Annotated in this window: 20 protein-coding genes; 12 read left to right on the plus strand and 8 right to left on the minus strand. The window is 65.0% G+C overall.

Translation table 11 applies throughout. The features are described 5' to 3' along the window. Genes cyoB through LRP66_RS00850 form a run of 6 tightly spaced genes read left to right on the plus strand, consistent with a single transcriptional unit; the run spans nt 1 to nt 5,594 of the window. Nucleotides 1-1,995 (plus strand): cytochrome o ubiquinol oxidase subunit I, encoded by a 1,995-nt coding sequence (gene cyoB / locus LRP66_RS00825; RefSeq protein ID WP_230480542.1) that lies wholly within the window; start codon nt 1-3, stop codon nt 1,993-1,995. A gap of 3 nt (nt 1,996-1,998) precedes the next feature. Continuing rightward, complete coding sequence (gene cyoC / locus LRP66_RS00830) at nt 1,999-2,637, plus strand: cytochrome o ubiquinol oxidase subunit III (RefSeq protein ID WP_007403230.1); 639 nt, start codon at nt 1,999-2,001, stop codon at nt 2,635-2,637. Continuing rightward, on the plus strand, nt 2,634-3,041 hold the full coding sequence (gene cyoD / locus LRP66_RS00835) for a cytochrome o ubiquinol oxidase subunit IV (protein ID WP_443026646.1): 408 nt from the start codon (nt 2,634-2,636) through the stop codon (nt 3,039-3,041). The genes cyoC and cyoD overlap by 4 nt, the downstream gene beginning before the upstream one ends. After that, nucleotides 3,041-3,751 carry an SURF1 family protein gene (locus LRP66_RS00840; protein WP_230480543.1) on the plus strand — a complete coding sequence of 237 codons (711 nt, stop codon included), beginning with the start codon at nt 3,041-3,043 and terminating at the stop codon, nt 3,749-3,751. Before cyoD ends, LRP66_RS00840 begins: the two co-directional genes overlap by 1 nt. Then, nucleotides 3,748-5,061, plus strand: a complete 1,314-nt coding sequence (locus tag LRP66_RS00845; RefSeq protein WP_230480547.1) for an ATP-binding protein — start codon at nt 3,748-3,750, stop codon at nt 5,059-5,061. The genes LRP66_RS00840 and LRP66_RS00845 overlap by 4 nt, the downstream gene beginning before the upstream one ends. Further along, a complete protein-coding gene (locus tag LRP66_RS00850) occupies nt 5,061-5,594 on the plus strand; it encodes a response regulator transcription factor (RefSeq protein ID WP_230480548.1) in 534 nt (177 codons plus the stop codon). Before LRP66_RS00845 ends, LRP66_RS00850 begins: the two co-directional genes overlap by 1 nt. A gap of 21 nt (nt 5,595-5,615) precedes the next feature. On the opposite strand, the gene LRP66_RS00855 is transcribed toward LRP66_RS00850, so the two are convergent. From LRP66_RS00855 to LRP66_RS00875, 5 genes are all read right to left on the minus strand, one after another. Next, a complete protein-coding gene (locus LRP66_RS00855; RefSeq protein WP_230480550.1) occupies nt 5,616-7,439 on the minus strand; it encodes a DUF885 domain-containing protein in 1,824 nt (607 codons plus the stop codon). Between the two features lie 148 nt (nt 7,440-7,587). Continuing rightward, on the minus strand, nt 7,588-8,031 hold the full coding sequence (locus tag LRP66_RS00860) for a hypothetical protein (RefSeq protein WP_230480552.1): 444 nt from the start codon (nt 8,029-8,031) through the stop codon (nt 7,588-7,590). A 53-nt stretch (nt 8,032-8,084) separates the two neighbouring features. After that, nucleotides 8,085-8,336, minus strand: a complete 252-nt coding sequence (locus LRP66_RS00865) for a phosphatase (protein ID WP_230480554.1) — start codon at nt 8,334-8,336, stop codon at nt 8,085-8,087. Further along, complete coding sequence (locus LRP66_RS00870; RefSeq protein WP_230480557.1) at nt 8,333-8,686, minus strand: phage holin family protein; 354 nt, start codon at nt 8,684-8,686, stop codon at nt 8,333-8,335. Before LRP66_RS00870 ends, LRP66_RS00865 begins: the two co-directional genes overlap by 4 nt. After that, complete coding sequence (locus LRP66_RS00875) at nt 8,683-9,222, minus strand: hypothetical protein (protein ID WP_230480560.1); 540 nt, start codon at nt 9,220-9,222, stop codon at nt 8,683-8,685. The genes LRP66_RS00870 and LRP66_RS00875 overlap by 4 nt, the downstream gene beginning before the upstream one ends. A gap of 157 nt (nt 9,223-9,379) precedes the next feature. Here LRP66_RS00875 and eno point away from each other — a divergent pair, with 157 nt between their 5' ends. After that, nucleotides 9,380-10,660 (plus strand): phosphopyruvate hydratase, encoded by a 1,281-nt coding sequence (eno, locus tag LRP66_RS00880; RefSeq protein ID WP_230480561.1) that lies wholly within the window; start codon nt 9,380-9,382, stop codon nt 10,658-10,660. A 56-nt stretch (nt 10,661-10,716) separates the two neighbouring features. After that, on the plus strand, nt 10,717-11,007 hold the full coding sequence (locus LRP66_RS00885) for an FtsB family cell division protein (RefSeq protein WP_230480562.1): 291 nt from the start codon (nt 10,717-10,719) through the stop codon (nt 11,005-11,007). Nucleotides 11,008-11,041: 34 nt separating this feature from the next. On the opposite strand, the gene LRP66_RS00890 is transcribed toward LRP66_RS00885, so the two are convergent. Next, nucleotides 11,042-11,866, minus strand: a complete 825-nt coding sequence (locus tag LRP66_RS00890; protein ID WP_230480564.1) for an alpha/beta fold hydrolase — start codon at nt 11,864-11,866, stop codon at nt 11,042-11,044. Nucleotides 11,867-12,093: 227 nt separating this feature from the next. On the opposite strand from LRP66_RS00890, the gene LRP66_RS00895 reads away from it, so the two are divergent. Continuing rightward, nucleotides 12,094-14,211 carry a prolyl oligopeptidase family serine peptidase gene (locus tag LRP66_RS00895; RefSeq protein ID WP_230480566.1) on the plus strand — a complete coding sequence of 706 codons (2,118 nt, stop codon included), beginning with the start codon at nt 12,094-12,096 and terminating at the stop codon, nt 14,209-14,211. 108 nt (nt 14,212-14,319) lie between these two features. Continuing rightward, nucleotides 14,320-14,661 carry a hypothetical protein gene (locus LRP66_RS00900; RefSeq protein ID WP_230480569.1) on the plus strand — a complete coding sequence of 114 codons (342 nt, stop codon included), beginning with the start codon at nt 14,320-14,322 and terminating at the stop codon, nt 14,659-14,661. A 52-nt stretch (nt 14,662-14,713) separates the two neighbouring features. Here the strand turns inward: LRP66_RS00900 and LRP66_RS00905 are convergent, their stop codons facing one another. Both LRP66_RS00905 and LRP66_RS00910 read right to left on the minus strand, forming a co-directional pair. After that, nucleotides 14,714-15,280 carry a glycine zipper 2TM domain-containing protein gene (locus tag LRP66_RS00905; RefSeq protein WP_230480570.1) on the minus strand — a complete coding sequence of 189 codons (567 nt, stop codon included), beginning with the start codon at nt 15,278-15,280 and terminating at the stop codon, nt 14,714-14,716. A gap of 88 nt (nt 15,281-15,368) precedes the next feature. Then, on the minus strand, nt 15,369-17,660 hold the full coding sequence (locus tag LRP66_RS00910; protein ID WP_230480572.1) for an ATP-dependent helicase: 2,292 nt from the start codon (nt 17,658-17,660) through the stop codon (nt 15,369-15,371). A 216-nt stretch (nt 17,661-17,876) separates the two neighbouring features. On the opposite strand from LRP66_RS00910, the gene LRP66_RS00915 reads away from it, so the two are divergent. Both LRP66_RS00915 and LRP66_RS00920 read left to right on the plus strand, forming a co-directional pair. Beyond that, the gene (locus tag LRP66_RS00915) at nt 17,877-18,182 is read left to right on the plus strand and encodes a UrcA family protein (protein WP_230480573.1); all 306 of its coding nucleotides are present in this window, start codon (nt 17,877-17,879) and stop codon (nt 18,180-18,182) included. A gap of 118 nt (nt 18,183-18,300) precedes the next feature. Continuing rightward, nucleotides 18,301-19,941, plus strand: coding sequence for an inorganic phosphate transporter (locus LRP66_RS00920; protein ID WP_230480574.1), 1,641 nt, complete (start codon nt 18,301-18,303; stop codon nt 19,939-19,941). Nucleotides 19,942-20,017: the final 76 nt, after the last annotated feature.

The raw sequence follows: 20,017 nt of genomic DNA on the forward strand, positions 1-20,017 counted from the left end.
ATGGAACACATCATAAAGACCATCTTCGGACGGCTATCGATCGAGTCGCTGCCGATCCACGAGCCCATCGTCGTCGGCACCTTCCTGGGCGTCGCGGTCGGCGGGATCGCGGTGCTGGCGCTCATCACCAAGTTCAAGCTGTGGGGCTATCTCTGGAAGGAGTGGTTCACCACCGTCGATCACAAGCGCATCGGGATCATGTACATGATCCTGGGCATCGTGATGCTGCTGCGCGGCTTTGCCGACGCACTGATGATGCGCGGGCAACAGGCGATCGCGTTCGGCGACAATCAGGGCTTCCTGAATTCGCATCACTATGACCAGGTGTTCACCGCGCACGGCGTCATCATGATCTTCTTCGTGGCGATGCCGATCATCACCGGCCTGATGAACTATGTCGTGCCGCTCCAGATCGGTGCGCGCGACGTGTCCTTCCCGTATCTCAATAACCTGAGCTTCTGGATGACCGCGGGCGGTGTCGTGCTGGTCATGGCTTCGCTGTTCATCGGCGAGTTCGCGCGCACCGGCTGGCTGGCCTTCCCGCCGCTGTCGGAGCTTGATTTCAGTCCCGATGTCGGTGTCGACTATTATATCTGGGCACTGCAGGTGGCCGGTGTCGGTACGACCCTGTCGGGCATCAACCTGATCGCGACGATCATCAAGATGCGCGCGCCGGGCATGACCATGATGAAGCTGCCGGTGTTCTGCTGGACCTCGCTGTGCGCGAACGTCCTGATCGTCGCCAGCTTCCCTGTGTTGACCGCGACGCTCGTCCTGCTGTCGCTCGACCGCTATGTCGGCACCAACTTCTTCACGAACAACCTCGGCGGCAACCCGATGATGTACGTGAACCTGATCTGGATCTGGGGCCACCCGGAGGTGTACATCCTGATCCTGCCGCTGTTCGGCGTGTTCTCGGAAGTCACCTCGACCTTCTCGGGCAAGCGGCTGTTCGGCTATACCTCGATGGTCTACGCCACGATCGTCATCACGATCCTGTCGTACCTCGTCTGGCTGCACCACTTCTTCACCATGGGTTCGGGGGCCAGCGTCAACTCGTTCTTCGGCATCACCACCATGGTGATCTCGATCCCGACGGGGGCGAAGATCTTCAACTGGCTGTTCACCATGTACAAGGGGCGCATCCGGTTCGAGCTGCCGATGATGTGGACCATCGCGTTCATGCTGACCTTCACCATCGGCGGCATGACCGGCGTTCTGCTGGCCGTTCCACCCGCCGACTTCGTGCTCCACAACTCGCTGTTCCTGATCGCGCACTTCCACAACGTGATCATCGGCGGCGTGCTGTTCGGCGCTTTCGCCGCGATCAACTACTGGTGGCCGAAGGCCTTCGGGTTCAAGCTCAACCAGTTCTGGGGCAAGGTATCGTTCTGGCTGTGGGTCATCGGCTTCTGGGTCGCCTTCACGCCGCTCTACATCATGGGCCTGATGGGCGTGACCCGTCGTCTCCACCATTTCGACGATCCGTCGTTGCAGATCTACTTCGTCGTCGCCCTGCTGGGTGCGCTGATGATCGCGGGCGGTATCGGGGCCTTCCTGGTTCAGATCGGCGTGTCGATCTGGAAGAAGGAAGAGCTGCGCGACGTGACGGGCGACCCCTGGGACGGCCGCACGCTGGAATGGGCGACCTCGTCGCCGCCGCCGGACTATAACTTCGCCTTCACGCCGGTCATCCACGAGCTGGACGCCTGGTACGACATGAAGGACAAGAAGGCCGAGGCGCCGGTCGAGGGCTATCGCGCGATCCACATGCCCAGGAACACGGGCACAGGCGTCATCATCGCCGGCCTGTCGACCGCCTTCGGCTTCGGCATGATCTGGTACATTTGGTGGCTGGCCGCGATCGCGCTGGTGGGTGTCGTCGCCGTCGCCATCTGGCACACGTTCAACTATGACCGCGACTACTACATCCCCGTCGAGGAAGTCGTGGCAACGGAAAGCGAGCGGCGCCGTCTGCTCGGGCAGGGAGCCTGATCCATGTCGACCGACGTTCTGAGCGCCGATCCGGCCAAGAACCCGACCTATTATCTGGTCGAGGACGAGGATCACCATCACGAATCCGGTGGATCGACCGCCATCGGTTTCTGGATGTACCTGATGAGCGACTGCCTCATCTTCGCCATCCTGTTCGCCACCTATGGCGTGCTGGGTACGAGCTACGCGGGCGGCCCGACCCCGCGGGAGATCTTCGAGCTTCCGCTGGTCGCGCTCAACACCTCGATGCTGCTGCTGTCGTCGATCACCTATGGCTTCGCCATGATCGCGATGGAGAAGAACCAGAAGTCGAACACGCTGATCTGGCTGGGCATTACCGGCCTGTTCGGCCTCGCCTTCCTCTCGATCGAGCTCTACGAATTCGCCAACCTCATCCATGAAGGTGCGGGTCCGCAGCGTTCGGCCTTCCTGTCGTCCTTCTTCACGCTGGTCGGCACGCACGGCCTGCACGTCACCTTCGGCTCGATCTGGCTGGTCACGCTGATGGTGCAGGTCGGTCGTTTCGGCCTGATCGAGGCGAACAAGCGTCGCCTGATGTGCCTGTCAATGTTCTGGCACTTTCTGGACGTCGTCTGGATCGGCGTCTTCACCTTTGTCTATCTGCTGGGAGTTCTCCGTTGAGCGCTCATCCTCCCCATGGCCATGGCGATCACGCCAACCTGGACCATGACCTCCACGCCCATGGCGACACCCATGGTCACGGCTCGATGAAGGGCTATATGATCGGGTTCGTGCTGTCGGTGATCCTGACGGCAATCCCGTTCTGGGCGGTGATGACCGGCGCGCTGGGTGATACCCAGACGACCGCTCTGGTCATCATGGGGCTCGCCTTCGTCCAGATCGTCGTGCACATGATCTACTTCCTGCACATGAACACCAAGTCCGAAGGTGGCTGGACGATGATGGCGCTGGTGTTTACCGCCGTGCTGGTCATCATCACGCTCAGCGGATCGATCTGGGTCATGTATCACATGAACACCAACATGATGCCGGACATGGCCGCCCAGCTGGGCGGCGGCATGTAATGGCGGACGCCGACGTCAGGGGCGGGCGGCGCGGCCGTTCGCCGCTGACGCTGGCGATACTGACCGCGATCGGCGTGGCGCTGATCGCGGGGTTTTTCTCGCTCGGTGTCTGGCAGCTACAGCGCCGGGTCTGGAAGCTGGACCTGATCGCCAAGGTCGATGCCCGGCTCCACGCGGCCCCCATCGCGGCCCCCGCTGCGGCTGGCCTTGCCGACGTATATCGCCGGGTTACCGCGACGGGCACGTTCCGCAACGATCGCGAGACCTTCGTCCAGGCGGTGACCGAGCGGGGCCCCGGCTTTTGGGTGCTGACCCCGCTCGTCGGACCGCGCTTCACTGTCCTCGTCAATCGCGGCTTCGTCCCCTCGGAGCGGCGAGCCGATCACGACCGCCCGCAGGGTCCGGTCCGCATCACCGGGTTGGTGCGTGTGAGTGAGCCGGGCGGCGCCTTCCTCCGTTCGAACGACCCCAAGGCGGATCGCTGGTATTCGCGCGACGTCGCGGCGATCGCCGCCGCCAGGCGCCTTGGGCCCGTCGCACCCTATTTCATCGACGCTGACGCGGCACCCAATCCCGGTGGCTATCCGGTCGGCGGATTGACCGTCGTCGCGTTTCGCAACAGCCATCTTTCCTACGCGCTGACATGGTTCGCGCTGGCGATCCTGACCGTGGTCGGCCTCGTCATCCTGTGGAGGCGCGGGCGGGAATGAGATCGATCGTCCCACCCTTCCTGCCGTTCACCATCCGCCCGCGTGAGCCCGACGCGACGGCGGGCACGGCCAACATGCGGCAGCTTATCCATCTCCGCTGGATGGCCGTCTTCGGACAGTTGGTGACGATCCTGTTCGTCAACCGCGTCATGGCGGTTCAGCTGCCCGTCGCGGCGATGATGGGTGTGCTCGGCATGGCGGTGGCGATCAACCTGCTCAGCCATTTCCGGCTGCGCTTCCACCGGATCACCAATACCGAACTGCTGTTCGCGCTGATGTTCGATGTCGGCACGCTGACGCTCCAGCTCTTCCTGGCCGGGGGGGCAACGAATCCGTTCATCTCGCTCTACCTGATCCAGGTCGTCCTCGGGGCCGTGCTTCTGGAGACATGGTCGGCCTGGGCCTTGGCGGGGATCACCGGCGTCTGTTTCGGCCTGCTCTCGCTCCACCACCGGCCGCTGGCCTTTCCGCCGTGGCTGTTCGGGGACATCGCCGGGTTGCATACGCTTGGCAACTGGTTGGGCTTCGCCTTGGTGGCTGGACTGTTGATCCTGTTCGTCACCCGGATCAGCCATAATCTTCGCCAGAGCGCCGCCCGGCTCGCCGACCTCCGTGAGCAGGCATCGGAGGAGGAGCATATCGTCCGCATGGGGCTGCTCGCCTCCGGGGCCGCGCATGAACTGGGAACACCGCTCGCCAGCCTGTCGGTCATCCTCAGCGACTGGCGCCGCGTGCCCAAATTGCGCGACGATGCCGAACTCATGGGTGAGATCGCCGAGATGCAGGCGGAGGTGCAGCGCTGCAAGGCGATCGTCACCCGCATCCTGCAATCGGCGGGCGAACCGCGTGGCGAGGCGGCGGAACTGTCCGAAGTCGGCCTGTTCATCGATACGATCGTCGCCGAATGGCGGCAGAGCCACGGCCAGGTCGCGCTCGACTATCAGCGGTCCGATGACGACGCCACGATCGTCTCCGATCCAGCGATCAAGCAGGCGGTTTGGAACGTCCTCGACAATGCGGCGGAGGCATCGCCGCGCTGGGTCGGACTGACGGTGACGCGCGAGGGCGGTGCGGTCGCGGTGCGGGTGACCGATCGAGGTCCGGGCTTCACGTCGGCCACGCTGTCGCAGGTCGGTCGCCCCCAGCAATCGACCAAGGGCGAAGGCCACGGCGTCGGCCTGTTCCTCGTGTCCAGCGTCGTGCGCAAGCTGGGTGGCCGGGTCGAGGCGGCGAACCGGCCGGAGGGTGGCGCGGTGGTCACGCTCACCCTACCTCTGAGTATGATCGGCTTATCGGATCGGGAGGCTTGATGGACGAGGAACGTTCGCTGGTGATCGTCGAGGACGACGAGACGTTCGCGCGCACGCTGCAACGGTCGTTCGAGCGGCGTGGCTACCGGGTGTGGGTCGCCCATAGCCAGGACGCGCTGGTCGCGATCTTGTCAGAGACGACACCGCGCTATGCGGTGGTCGATTTGAAGCTGGGACAGGCTTCGGGATTGGCTTGCGTGCAGACGCTGCATGCCCATGACCCCGAAATGCTGATCGTCGTGTTGACCGGCTTCGCGAGTATCGCGACCGCGGTCGAGGCGATCAAGCTCGGCGCCTGTCACTATCTCGCCAAACCGTCCAACACCGACGATATCGAGGCGGCCTTCCACAAGGCGGGCGGCGATACGACGACGGCGATCACCGACCGGCCCAGTTCGATCAAGACGCTGGAATGGGAACGGATCAACGAGACGCTGGCCGAAACCAACTTCAACATCTCCGAGACTGCGCGGCGGCTGGGAATGCATCGCCGCACGCTCGCCCGAAAGCTGGAGAAGCGCCACGTCCCCTGACAGGGGCGCTTCCCCGATCGGTCAGCCGCGCCGCTTTTCCGACGCGATCCAGTCGGCGATCTTCTTCTCGAGCACCGGCATGGGCAACGCGCCGGTATCGAGCACCTCGGCATGGAAACGGCGCGGGTCGAACCGGGCGCCAAGTTCCGCCTTGGCCTGCGCCTTCAACCGGCTGATCGTAAGCTGGCCGATCTTATAGGCGAGCGCCTGGCCCGGAATGGCGATGTAGCGCTCGACCTCGGCGGTCGCGTCGGTGCGCGCCATCGGGGAATTGGCGAGCATGTAGTCGATCGCCTGATCGCGCGTCCAACCCTTGGCATGGATGCCGGTGTCGACGACCAGTCGCATCGCGCGCAGCATCTCGTCGTTCAGCCCGCCCATCCGCTGATAGGGGTCGGTTTCCATTCCGAGTTCGGGCCATAGGGTTTCGGCGTAGAGCGCCCAGCCCTCGGCATAGGCGGTGTTGCCGCCGAAGCGCATGAAGGCGGGGAGGGCGGCATTCTCCTGCGCCAGGCTGATCTGGAAATGATGCCCCGGCACCGCCTCATGCAGGTACAGCGTCTCCATCTCCCACATATAGCGCGAGGGGAGGTCATAGGTGTTGTAGTAGAACACCCCGGGCCGCGTGCCGTCAGGCGTGCCGCCCTGATAGGAGCCACCGGCGTCGGTCTTCTCCTTGAAGGCGGGCACCGGGCGGATTTCGAGCGGCGTCTTGGGGACGAGCGAGAATTGCTCGCGAATGCGGGCATCGATGCGCCGTCCGATCGCCTCATAGCCTTCGCGAAGCTGCGCGGCCGATTTGGGATGGAAGCGGGGGTCGGTACGCAGGAAGGTGAAGAATTCGGGCAACGTGCCCTTGAACCCGACCGCCTGCTTCTGAACCTCCATCGCCTTCAGAATGCGGGTGACTTCCGACAGACCGAGCTGGTGCACGTCCTCCGCCTTGAGTGGCAAGGTCGTGTTCTGCTCGATCAGATACGAATAGAGTTTGTCGCCGCCCGGCATACCGACGAGCCCGACCGAGTCGCGCGCCGCCGGGAGGTAGGTGTCGGCGAGGAAGGCACGCATCCGCCGCTCGGCGGGAACGATGACGTCGCGGATCTGCGTGGCGTAGGCCGCCGTCAGTCGCGCCTGTTCGGCCGCCGGTATCGTCGCGGGGAAACGCTTGACCGGGCCATAGAAGGTCGATTGCTCGACCGGACCGGCGAGAAGGTTGTCGAACTGCGCGATCATGTTGCGCACGACCAGCTTGGGCTGAACGACCCCGCTCGCCATGCCCTGGCGGAACCGCTCGATCGCCTCGTCCAGCAGATGCGCATATTCGACGTTGCGCTTCAGGTTGTTGTCGTAATCGGCGACCGTGTTGAACGGCGCTGCGCCCTGGCCGGACGCGAATTCGGGATAGAAGGTCTGGATCCCGAAGAAATGATCCATCGGCCGCACGATGGTCAGCGCAACGAGCGAGGGATCGAACCCCTTGAGCGTCGTCTCGGTCTGGGTGCGGAACACGTCATAGGCGACCTGGTCGGTCGGGGTCAGCTTGGCGCGGTCGATCTGCCGCAATCGCTTCAGATCGTTCTCCGCCGCGCCACGCTCCGCCGCGATATACGCGTCGGAAAAGAAGTCTCCGATCTGGTCGGCGCGCCGCATGTCGCCCCGGAACAGCCCGTTGATCGGATTGCGCGCGAGGCTCGCTTCGTCGCTGTCGTGAAAGAGCCGCTTGAGCCGCGCATCCTCCTGGCCTTCACCGGGTTGCGCGGGGGATGGCGGAATGGCTTGCGCGGCGAGCGGCGCGGCGGGGATGGCGAGCGAAACGAGCAGGGCAACGAGGGGGAGGTGGCGCAAGCGAATTTCCCGTTCAAAGGCGGACAAGGTGTCTTGGTAGAAATTCCGCTTGTCGCCCGCAAGCCACTGTCGGACGCGGATAAAGGAAAGGGCGTTCGGCAAGCCTTTTGGCCTGCCGAACGCCCGTGTCCGCTGAAGCTTTGACAGGTCAGTCGGTGGTCTTGTTCGTCGCCGCCTTCGCTGCCGCCGATCCGGCGGTGCTGGCCGCCTTCACGACATCGTCGAGCAGCGTCTTGGCGCGATCCTTGGCCGCGTCCTTGGTCAGCCCGGCCTGCTCCAGCTCGCGCAGTCCGGTTTCCCGCGCGGCCTGCGTCGCCTGGCGGATTGCCTCTCCCAGCTTCTTGCCGAGCGGCGACAGCAGCTCCTTCTCACGGACGGAGCGGGGGATCAGCGCGCCAGCGATCGCGCCGACGGCAAGGCCACCGACCAGGATGCCAAGCGGATTGGCCTCCATGGTCCGCGCGGTCTTGTGCGCCAACTCGCCTGCCTTGTCCTTGGCATCGTGATAGGCCTGTGATGCGGTCTCGCGCCCTTGGTCGAGCTTGTCACGGAGACGGTCGGCCTGCTGTTCGGTCTGGGTTTCGGTGGTCATTGCGAACATCCTTCTGGACTAACCCGCCGACGATTCCGCGTCGGCGAGCCACATCAGCGCTTGCGCTTGAACAGGCGGGCGATCCGCCGACGATTGAGTAACAGGCCAAGTACGGCAACACCGCCCGCGACCGTGGCCGGATTGCTTTTCGCGCAATCCAGGCTCGATTTTGCGGCCGAAAGGCTGGCCTCCTTCGCCTGAGCGGCCAGCGCGTGCGGTTCGAGCCGCGCCTGCAATTTCGAAGCGGTGTGGCTCATCCGCTCCCGTGCGGCCGCAGCCCGCACTTCGGCTTCGGTGACGCTCATGCTGTTCCTCCCGAGAGACGGGACTTGCCGACCATCGCCAGGATCCCGGCGACGACCAGCACGACGCCCACGACGATCAGCGTCGCACCGAGCGGCCCGGTCGCGGGGGTCAGGGCGAAGATCAGCCCGACCAGCAACGCGATCAGCGCGGCGAGCGCCAGCACCGCCGCCGCGCCGAGGAAGATCGCGGCGCTGCGATAGCGACCGATCTTGTCCGTGGCGCGGGCCTTGGCGAGGTCGATCTCGGCGGTGATGTACGACCGACCGTCATCGACCAGCTGCGACACCAACGACGTCAGCGTCTCGGGGCTCGACGTCGCCGCCGACAGGGAGGAGGTCGCGCGCGTCACGCGGCGGTGTCGACCGGCGAGCGGGTTTCGACGCCCGACTGAACCACGCGCGCCAGCACGAAGCCGAGCGCGGCCGCGATGCCGACGGCGACCGCCGGGCTCTTCGTCACGAAAGCCCGCGCGTCGTCGAGCAGTTCCTCGACATCCTTGTCCTTGATCGCGCCGGACAGCGAGGTGACGCTGTCGGCCGCCGAACGGGCATATTGCCCATATTGGCTGCCGAGCTTCTCGTCGACCTGACCAGCCGCGTCGTGCAGCAGCTGGGCGACCTGATCGAGCGCCGATCCCGCCTTCGCCTTGCCGTCGCCGGCCAGCGCGTGGATCTTGTCGACGGCCTGATGCTGAACCTTGGTGACGCCGTCCTTCACCTGCTGCTTGGCGTCGGACAGGCTGGCCTTGCTCTTCGTCGCGGCATCGTCCCCGAAAGCGCCGGGTGCCGCGTTGGGGGCGGCGACCTCCGGAGCGACGGCGGCATTGGCTCCGAAGCCCGGTGTGCTGTCCTGTGACAGCGGAAAATTATTGTCCGTGTCGGCCATGGGAAATCCTTTCCTCCTTGGCCCGGGTGACCGGGCAGTTCGCCTCTTAACCCCGGCAGCGGAACCACGGTTCCATGCTTTCCCGCAATTGCCCTTCGCGCGGTCACACGATAGAGCCCCGCCGAGACCTTCAAGGCTGATGTAGGAGCATCGTTACGTGACCGCAATCATCGACATCCACGGGCGCCAGATCCTGGACAGCCGCGGCAATCCCACGGTCGAGGTGGACGTTCTGCTTGAAGACGGCAGCTTCGGCCGTGCAGCCGTGCCGTCGGGCGCGTCGACCGGCGCGCATGAGGCGGTCGAGAAGCGGGACGGCGACAAGAGCCGCTGGATGGGCAAGGGCGTCGATGCGGCGGTCGAGGCGGTGAACGACGAGATCACCGACGCGCTTCTGGGCATGGATGCCGAGGACCAGGCCGATCTCGACCGTGCGATGATCGAGCTGGACGGCACCGAGAACAAGGGCCGCCTGGGCGCGAACGCGATCCTGGGCGTCAGCCTGGCGGCGGCGAAGGCGGCAGCGGAAGCGCGCGGCCTGCCGCTCTACAAATATGTCGGCGGCGTATCGGCGCATCTACTGCCCGTCCCGATGATGAACATCATCAACGGCGGCGAGCATGCCGACAATCCGATCGACTTCCAGGAATTCATGATCATGCCCGTCGGGGCGGAGAACATCATGGAAGCCGTCCGCTGCGGTTCGGAAATCTTCCACACGCTCAAGAAGGCGCTTCACGAAAAGGGCCTGGCGACCGGCGTGGGCGACGAGGGCGGTTTCGCCCCCAACATCGCCTCGACCACCGAAGCGCTCGACTTCATCATGGCCTCGGTCGAGAAGGCCGGGTACAAGCCGGGCGACGACGTGATGATCGCGCTCGACTGCGCCGCGACCGAGTTCTTCAAGGACGGAAAGTACAATATCTCGGGCGAGGGCAAGATCCTGTCGAGCCATGAGATGGCGGAATATCTCGCTGACCTGACCCGCCGATATCCGATCCTGTCGATCGAAGACGGCATGGCCGAGGACGATTGGGAGGGCTGGAAGGCGCTGACCGATCTGATCGGCGACAAGGTGCAGCTCGTCGGCGACGATCTGTTCGTCACGAATCCGAAGCGCCTGAAGAAGGGCATCGAGGGCGGCTATGCCAACTCGCTGCTGGTCAAGGTCAACCAGATCGGCACGCTGACCGAAACGCTGGAGGCGGTGTCGCTGGCGCAGCGTTCGCGTTACACGGCGGTGATGTCGCACCGGTCGGGCGAAACCGAGGATTCGACCATCGCCGATCTTGCGGTCGCGACCAACTGCGGCCAGATCAAGACGGGCAGCCTCGCGCGTTCGGACCGGCTCGCCAAGTACAACCAGCTCATCCGCGTCGAGGAAGAGCTTGGCGACGCGGCGCGCTATGCCGGTCGCGACGTGTTGATACGCGCTTGAATTTGAAGGGCGTCGGTACGACAATGATAGCCGTGAACAGAAAGCCGACGCCTTTCATGCGAACCATGCGGCGGGCCGCGTTGCCCGCCCTTGGCCTTACCATCGTCGCGTTCTTCGGCGCCTATGCGGTGCTGGGGCGCAATGGCCTGCTCGCCTATGGCGAGTATCAGCGTCAGCTCGTCAAGCGCGAGCAGGATTACGCGTCGCTCGACCGCAAGCGGATGATCCTCAAGAACCGCGTGGCGCTGCTCGATCCCGACCACGCCAATCCGGACATGGTGGACGAGATGGTGCGCAAGGAACTGAATGTCGCGCACCCGGACGAGGTCATCGTTCCCCTGAAATAGGCAAGGGCGGCACTGCCGTACCGCCCTTGTCCGTTCAGCGTCCCAGGAAGGTCAGCAGATCGCTGGTCAGCCGATCGCCATGCGTGACGTTCAGCCCGTGCGGCGCGCCGTCATATTCCACGAGTTGCGAATGCGCGATGCCCGCCGCCGCCGCCCGACCGGCCGCATCGATCGGCACCGTCTGGTCGCCCGTGCCGTGGATGATGAGGGTCGGCACGCGAAAGGCGGCGAGGTCGGGACGGAAGTCGGTCTGGCTGAACGCCTCCGCACAGGCCAGGGTCGGCTTGAGGCCAGCCTGCATCGCGACGCCGGTCGCCCAGTCGAGAACCTCGTCGCTGACCGGGCTGGTGATATAGCCGACGCCGAAGAACTGTTTCAGGAACGTGTGACGCAGAAAATGCGCACGGTCATCACGGAGGTTCTGGCCGATCTGATCGAACACCGACTGGTCGGTGCCGTTCGGATTATCGTCCGTCTTCAACATGAAGGGCACGACCGAGGCGATCAGGCCCGCGGCGATGACATTTCGGCCGTCATGTCGGCTCATATAGCGCGCCACTTCACCGCCGCCCATCGAGAAACCGATGATCGCCGCATCGCGCGCGCCCGTCGCCTCCAGCACATCGGCGAGATCGTCCGACAAGGTGTCATAGTCATAGCCCGACCAGGGCTGACCCGACCGGCCAAAGCCCCGGCGATCATAGGCGATCGCGCGGAAGCCCGCGTCGGCCAGCGCCATCATCTGAGGATCCCACATATCGGCGGACAGCGGCCAGCCGTGGAGCAGCACCACGGGGCGACCTTCACCCCAATCCTTGACGTAGATGTCCGTGCCGTCGCGCGTCTTTACATAAGGCATGATCTGCTCCTGAGCGGTCCTGCGAGAGGTGCGCGCCTTGAACGGCTCGGCGGTACGGGCGTTCCGTTTACGGTCCGGCAGCGATATCCTGCCCGTAACCCTGTAGCTGGCGGCGCGGGATGGGGGCTCGCCCGAGAAAACGACAATGACGCTGCCGTGACGCATTGCCAGCCTCGCGCGGGGAAGTCACATTGTTGCGCGATCGAGTATGATATGGAGCGTGACGGATGCGGGGATGGCGGTGGATGCTGGCGGGGTCGATGCTGACCAGCCAGCTTGCGGCGGGTGCCGTGATGGCGCAGGCGAATCGGATGACCGAAAACGATCCCTATATCTGGCTGGAGGACAAGGACGGCCCCAAGGCGCTGTCATGGGTGGAGGCGGAGAACGCCAAGACCCTGCCACGGCTCCAGAACGATCCGCGCTATCAGACCTTCTACCGTGAGGCTCTGGCGATCGCGTCGGCCAAGGATCGCATCCCGATGCCCGGCCAGATGTACGGCCGGATCGTCAATTTCTGGCGCGACGCCGATCATCCGCAAGGTCTTTGGCGTTGGACGAGCGAGGCGGACTATGCCTCCGCCAATCCGCGCTGGACGACACTTCTCGACCTCGATGCGCTGAGCAAGGCAGAGGGGAAGAAATGGGTATGGAAGGGCGTAAACTGCCTCAGCCCGGAGGAGCGTCTCTGTCTGGTCGCACTGTCGGAGGGTGGTGAGGACGCGATCGAATATCGAGAGTTCGACATGCAGACGGGGCAGTTCGTTCCGAACGGCTTCCGCCTCTCCACCTCCAAACAGGGTGCGGCCTGGCTCGACAAGGATACGCTGCTGGTCAGCCGCGACTGGGGGCAGGGGACGCTGACCCAGTCGAGCTACCCCTTCGTCGTGAAGATGGTGAAGCGCGGTGCGCCCCTCTCTCAGGCCACCGAGATCTTTCGCGGTGCGCCGACGGACGAGCTTGGAACCTATGCGAGCGTGCTGACCGATGCGAAGGGCAATCGCGCGGTGATGATCGAGCGGCGCCAGACCTTCTTCGGGGGCGACAAGCTCTTCTGGACGCCGACCGGCGGTGCCAAGCCGGTCGCGATGCCCGCACGGGCATTTCCGTCGGGCATGGTGGATGGCCGCGTGGTCTTCCAGACGAGTGACGACTGGGGTGGGCATCCCGCCGGATCGGTCGTCTGGGCGCCGCTGTCCGAACTGGAGGCGGGCAAGATCACGCCGCGTCCGCTGTTCAGGCCGACCGACCGCCAGGCGGTGGAGGGCGTTGCGACAACGCGCGACCGGGTCGTCGTGACCTTCATCGACAATGTCCGGGGGCGGGCGAGCGTCTTCGCGCCGACGGTCAGTGGCTGGTCGTCGACGGCGGTGACCGTGCCCGACAATATGGCGGTCGACGTGGCGAGCACCAGCGATCGGTCGAACATCGTCTATCTGTCGACTTCGGGCTTCACGACACCGACCGTGCTGTCGCGTTTCGACGCGGAGCGCCCCGCCACGCCCTCGGTACTCAAGACACTGCCCGCGCGTTTCGACGCGACCGGGACGACTGTCCATCAATATGAAGCGACGTCGACGGACGGGACCAGGATCCCCTATTTCGTCGTCCTGCCCAAGGGCGCGACGCTGAACGGCACGACGCCTACGCTGATGACCGCCTATGGCGGGTTCGAGATCGCGCGCCTGCCGACCTATCTGGGATCGACCGGCAAGATCTGGACCGAGCGGGGCGGTGCGTTCGTCCTCGCCAATATCCGGGGCGGTGGCGAGTTCGGTCCCAAATGGCATGATGCGGGCCGCAAGACGAAGCGTCAGATCATCTATGATGATTTCGCCTCCGTCGCGAAGGACCTGTTCGCACGCAAGATCACCAGCCCGCAGAAGCTGGGGATCTATGGCGGCTCGAACGGCGGCCTGCTGATGGGCGTCGAACTGACACAGCATCCCGAGCTGTGGAAGGCCGTGACGATCCAGGTGCCGCTGCTCGACATGGTCCGATACCAGAAGATTGCGGCGGGCGATTCCTGGAAGGACGAATATGGTTCGATCGACGTGCCTGCCGAGGCGGCGTTCCTCCGCAAGATCTCGCCCTATGCCAATATCCGCAAGGGTGTCGCCTATCCCGAGCCCTATATCTGGACGACGACGAAGGACGATCGGGTCGGGCCGCAGCACGCGCGCAAGTTTGCCGCGCGGCTGTCGGAATATGGCATTCCCTATCTTTTCTACGAAGATACGGCGGGCGGCCATTCGGGCGATGCCGATATCGCGCAGGGCGCGCGACTGAGCGCGCAGCAGATGGTCTATTTCGCGCAGAAGCTGATGGGCCCGCCCAAGCCCTGACGACCTGGCGGCCGGGTGGCGTCGCCCGGCCTTTTTTCGTATGACGTATGCGGCAATAAAGGTCTTGCTGCGTTGCGGCAGGATGGGCAAATGCAAGGCATGACCGATATGACGACGACCGAGCGCCGTCCGGCTGAGCCGGCGGCTGGCGCTCCCGCCATCATCTTCGAAGCGATCGTCAAGATGCAGGCGGTGTCTGCCTTGTACAATCGCGGCGAGGTGGTGCTGGCGCCGCACGTGATCTTCACCCGCCACGACGAGCTCTATGTCGACGCGACGACGATCGAGCGCGACGGCAAGCCACCGCGTGAAGAGAAGATGGGGACGTTCAAGCTTGCCGGGCTCGGCTCGCTGCGCCTGACGCCCCGGCGTTTCACCGCGAGCACGCTGTTCGAGCGCGGCGCGGACAAGTATCGGAATGCCGCGCTCATGATGATCGAGCCTTCCTGACACCGGGGATGACCGGCGACGCGTGCCGTCAGGGCCGCGTCGCCGGGTCGCCCTAGCGGCAGCGAACCTGGCTCTGGTTCTGGTCGATCGAACGACCCGCCAGCGCACCGCCCGCGGCACCGAGCAGCGTCGCGATCGTGCTGCTCCGCCCGCCGACCAGATTGCCCAGCACGCCACCGGCGGCGCCGCCGATGATCAGACCGGTCGTCCCGTCCGAGCGGCGGCAATAATAGCGGCCATCGGTCCCGGCATAGACCCGGTCCTGCGGCTGAAGCACGCGTTCGCGATATTGCGGGCCGTCGCGATAGTCGCCGACCGGATCGTAATAGGGCTCGCCATTGCCGTCATAGCCATCCGCCGGCCGCGGCGGCGCCACACGATAGCCTCCGGGGCCGCCGGGCGGCGGGGCGGGGCGATAGTCGCCATTGTCATAGCCGCCACGGTCGCGTTGCGACTGGTACAGGTCGACCTCCTGCCGATAGATCTGATATTCCCGGTCGAACCGCGCCTGCGCCGCCCGGAAGCGCGCATCGTCGGCGGCGGACTGCGCGGTGGCGGGAACGGCCGTCAGCGTGACGGCGGTCGTGATTGCTGCGATGGCCAGACGACGAAAGCCCATCGATCCTATCCTCCATGCCCGGACAATCGGGCGATGCGACCGATACGGCTGCGAATTGATATGGTTCCTGAACGGCGTCGCTCGCGGGTCACGCCTTGGTGACGAAACTGTCCATCACGCGCTTGCGCCCCGCCTGCTCGAAATCGATCTCCAGCTTGTTGCCCTCGATCGTCTCGATGCGGCCATAGCCGAACTTCTGATGGAACACCCGCTCCCCCAGGGTCAGGTCGTCGCGGCCTTTCTGGCCCAGTCCGACCGAGGGGGAACGCGATTCGACGATGCGCGCCGGGCGCCCCTGAAGCCCGGCCTGGCTGGTCGCCGCGCGCTGCCACCCGGGACCACGGCCGGTGCCCCGGGCGACGTCGGCGAAGGGGTCCGCATGTTCGGACCAGTTCGCCCGCCAAAGGCTTTCGCCGCCGGTCATGCTGGTCTCGCTGTCGATATGCTCCGGGGGAAGTTCGCCGACGAAGCGGCTGGGCAGGCTGGACGTCCACTGCCCATAGATGCGGCGGTTGGCGGCGTGGAGGATCACCGCCTTTCGCCGCGCGCGCGTGATCGCGACATAGGCGAGGCGACGCTCCTCCTCCAGGCTGCGGGTGCCGCCCTCATCGATCGCCCGCTGCGAGGGGAACAGCCCCTCTTCCCAACCGGCGAGAAAGACCGTGTCGAATTCCAGGCCCTTGGCGGCGTGGATCGTCATGATCGTGACCTCCGGCTCGCGCTGGTCGCCATCGCGGTCCATGACCAGGGAGACATGCTCGAGAAAGGCGCCGAGCGATTCATAGTCCTCCATCGCCCGGACGAGCTCGGTCAGATTTTCGAGCCGCCCGGCTGCCTCCGCCGACTTTTCGTTCTGGTACATCGCGGTATAGCCACTCTCGTCGAGCAACTGCCTCGCCAGTTCGGGATGGGCGAGGTCACGCGCCATGTCGCGCCAGCGTGCGATATCGCCGATCAGATTGCCCAGGCTGCGCCGCGCCTGCGGGGTCAGTTCGTCGGTATCCAGAATGCGCGCCGCCGCGATCGTCAACGGCATCCCCTCGGCCCGCGCAAGCTGATGGATCTTGGCCAGCGCCTTGTCGCCCAGGCCGCGCTTCGGGACGTTGACGATCCGCTCGAACGCGAGATCGTCCGAGGGTTGGTTGACGATGCGGAGATAGGCGAGCGCGTCGCGTATCTCGGCGCGTTCGTAGAAGCGGAAACCGCCGACGATCCGGTAGGGCAGGCCGATCGCGATGAAGCGATCCTCGAACTCGCGAGTCTGGTGCGAGGCGCGGACCAGAATCGCGATGTCGCCATAGGAGGTGCCCGAACGCTTCGCCGCCTCGATCTCCTCCCCGACCCGGCGTGCCTCCTCGGGGCCATCCCAGACGCCGAGCACGCGGACCTTCTCGCCGACATCGAGCTCGGTCCACAGGGTCTTGCCCAGCCGCCCGCCATTATTCGCGATGACGCCCGAGGCTGCGCCGAGGATATGCGGGGTCGAACGATAATTCTGTTCGAGCCGGATGATCTTCGCGCCCGGGAAATCACGTTCGAAGCGCAGGATATTCTCCACCTGCGCCCCCCGCCAGGAATAGATGGACTGGTCGTCATCGCCGACACAGGCGATATTCTTGCGCGCCTGCGCGAGCAGCCGCAGCCAGAGATACTGGACGCTGTTGGTGTCCTGATACTCGTCGACCATGATGTAGCGGAAACGCTGCTGATAATGTTCGAGCACGTCGCGATGCGTCTTCAGGATGGTCAGCATGTGGAGCAGCAGGTCGCCGAAGTCGCAGGCGTTCACACTGCGCAGCCGCTCCTGATATTGCCGGTAAAGCTCGCCGCCCTGGCCGTTGGCGTAGCGTTCCGCCTCGCCCGCGTCGATGTCGGCGGGGACGAGCCCCTTGTTCTTCCACTCATCGATAAGCCCACCCAGCGCGCGCGCCGGGAAGCGTTTCTCGTCCAGATCCGCCGCGACGATGAGTTGCTTGAGAAGCCGTAGCTGGTCATCGGTATCGAGGATGGTGAAATTGGATTGCAGCCCGACCAGTTCGGCATGTCGGCGCAGCATCTTGGCACCGATCGCGTGGAACGTGCCGAGCCAGGGCATTCCTTCGACGGCATCGCCGACCAGCCGTCCGACACGCTCGCGCATTTCGCGGGCGGCCTTGTTGGTGAAGGTCACCGACAGGATTTCCGAGGGCCACGCCTTGCGCGTGTAAAGCAGGTGCGCAAGCCGCGCGGTCAGCGCGGCCGTCTTGCCCGTGCCCGCCCCCGCCAGCACCAGTACCGGACCGTCGGTGGTCAGCACCGCCTCGCGCTGCGCCGGGTTGAGCGTCCGCAGATACGGATAATCGGTGAGCGAAGTGGCGGGATCGGGCGAAGTGGCGGTCATCGCGAACAGTTAGGGAACGTTGGCAGGTGGAGCAACCATTGGCGGCACTTTGCGCCAATTGTTTCATTGCGGTGTCGTCATGATCCCGTCGCACGCCCGACCCGAAAGCGACATGCGGCCTCGCTAGGGCGCCACGCGTGCCGATGAGCTTCGGCGGCGTCGCGCCGACGCCGACCATCGCCGTGACGGGCACGCCACGCTGCAGGAGCTTCTTCGATGAACCGATTCTTGACCGCCGCCGTCGCGGCCTCGCTTTTCGTGCCCGCTATCGCCGAGGCTCAGTTTCGTGAGCCTGTTTCCGTTACCGTCCATCGCGGCGACCTCGATCTGCGCCGCGCCGATCAACGCGCGGTGCTCGAGGGGCGCGTTCGTCGCGCGGCGGCCCGTGCATGTGGCAATCTGACAAGCGACATCGTCTCGAACCTCGATGTCGAGCATTGTCGCAAGGAAATGCTGGCCAACGCCTCGAACCAGATCGCTGCGCTGGTCGCCGCTCCGACGGCCCTGGCGAGCAATCGCTAAACATCGTTGCCGGGGGCGACCGGTCTGCCAGCAACGGCGCCGGTCGCGTTGCGGAGCGGGACGGCAGCGGCCCCATAGTCATCAAAATGTCACCTCAAGGGCGCAACGGATCATTGTCATGACTTCAATCGCGCTCGCCGGTGGCCAATCCGAATCCCGTATTCGCGGACCCCGTCTCGATACCGGGCTGCACCCCATGGGGCGCTGGATCTTCGTGATCCTGCTGGTCGGCGGACTTGGCTATGCCGGGTACAGCATCGCGGTCGACACCGCCCGCGTGGGTGAGCCGATGGCGATGGGGGTGTTCGCCTTTCTCGGCCTCGCGTTGCTGATCGCACTGGGCTTCGAATTCGTGAACGGTTTCCACGACACCGCGAATGCTGTGGCGACGGTGATCTACACGCATTCGATGCCGGCGCCACTGGCGGTGGTCTGGTCGGGCTTCTTCAATTTCCTCGGCGTGCTGGTCTCGACCGGGGCGGTCGCCTATTCGATCATCACGCTGCTGCCGATCGACCTGATGCTGCATGTCGGGTCGGCGGCGGGGTTCGCGATGATCTTCGCGCTGCTTCTGGCCGCCGTGCTGTGGAATCTGGCGACGTGGGCGGTGGGTCTGCCCAATTCGTCGAGCCACGCCCTGATCGGGTCGATCTTGGGCGTCGGGCTGGCGAACCAGCTTCTGTCCAGGATTCCCGGCACCTCGGGCGTCGACATGGCGCAGGTGCAGAAGGTCCTGTACGCGCTGTTGTTCAGCCCGCTGATCGGTTTCGTCAGCGCGCTGATGCTGCTTCTGGTCATGAAGCGCTTCTTCCGCGACAAGCGCCTCTATCGCGAGCCGCAGGGCGATACCCCGCCGCCGCGCGGGATCCGGGCGCTGCTGATCTTCACCTGCACGGCGGTCAGCTTCGCGCATGGTGGCAATGACGGGCAGAAGGGCATGGGTCTCATCATGCTGATCCTGATCGGTTGCGCGCCCACGGCCTATGCGTTGAACCGGACGTTGCCCGAGAGCGCGATGCCCGCCTTCGTCCGCAGCGCGCAGGTCGCCTCCGCTGCCTATGCCGCGCATGGCGTCGGCGGCCGCCCCTCGATCGACCAGGCACGCGCGGTCGTCGTGGCCGGTGTCCGCGCCAAGGCGGTGGACACGCCCCAGGTCTATACCGGCCTGTCGGTCCTTTCGCGCGATATCGGCGAGCGGATCGGCAATTACGGCGCGTTCAGCCGCGTGCCAGCCGCCGTCGTTCCGAACCTCCGCAACGACATGTACCTGGTACTCGACACGACCCGGATGGTGACCAAGAGCGACGGTGCCAGGAGCCGTTTCACCGCGACCGAGATCGAGTCGCTCGACAATTACGCCAAGGATCTCGAGCGCGGGACGCGATACATCCCGCTATGGGTCAAGGTGACGGTCGCATTGGCGCTCGGCCTCGGCACGATGGTGGGTTGGAAGCGGATCGTGGTCACGGTTGGCGAGCGGATCGGCAAGACCCATCTGACCTATGGCATGGGGGCCGCCGCCGAACTGACGACCGCCGCGACCATCCTGATGGCGGAGTTCCTGGGACGGCCGGTTTCGACCACGCATATCCTGACCTCCGGCGTGGCCGGTGCTTCGGTCGCGAACGGCGCCGGGCTTCAAGTGAGGACGATCCGCAACATGGTGCTGGCCTGGGTATTGACGCTTCCGGCGGCGATGCTTCTCTCGGGCTTGCTCTACTGGTTGCTGCTCGGCCTGACCGGCATTCTGGCGCGCTGACCGGGCGATCCGGGCCGGTACGATGCCCGATTTGGCGGGCAGGGGTCTTTACGAAGACCCTCGGCTTCTGCACGGA

The sequence above is a fragment of the Sphingomonas sp. Leaf21 genome (assembly GCF_916858675.1).
Taxonomy (GTDB): Bacteria; Pseudomonadota; Alphaproteobacteria; order Sphingomonadales; family Sphingomonadaceae; genus Sphingomonas.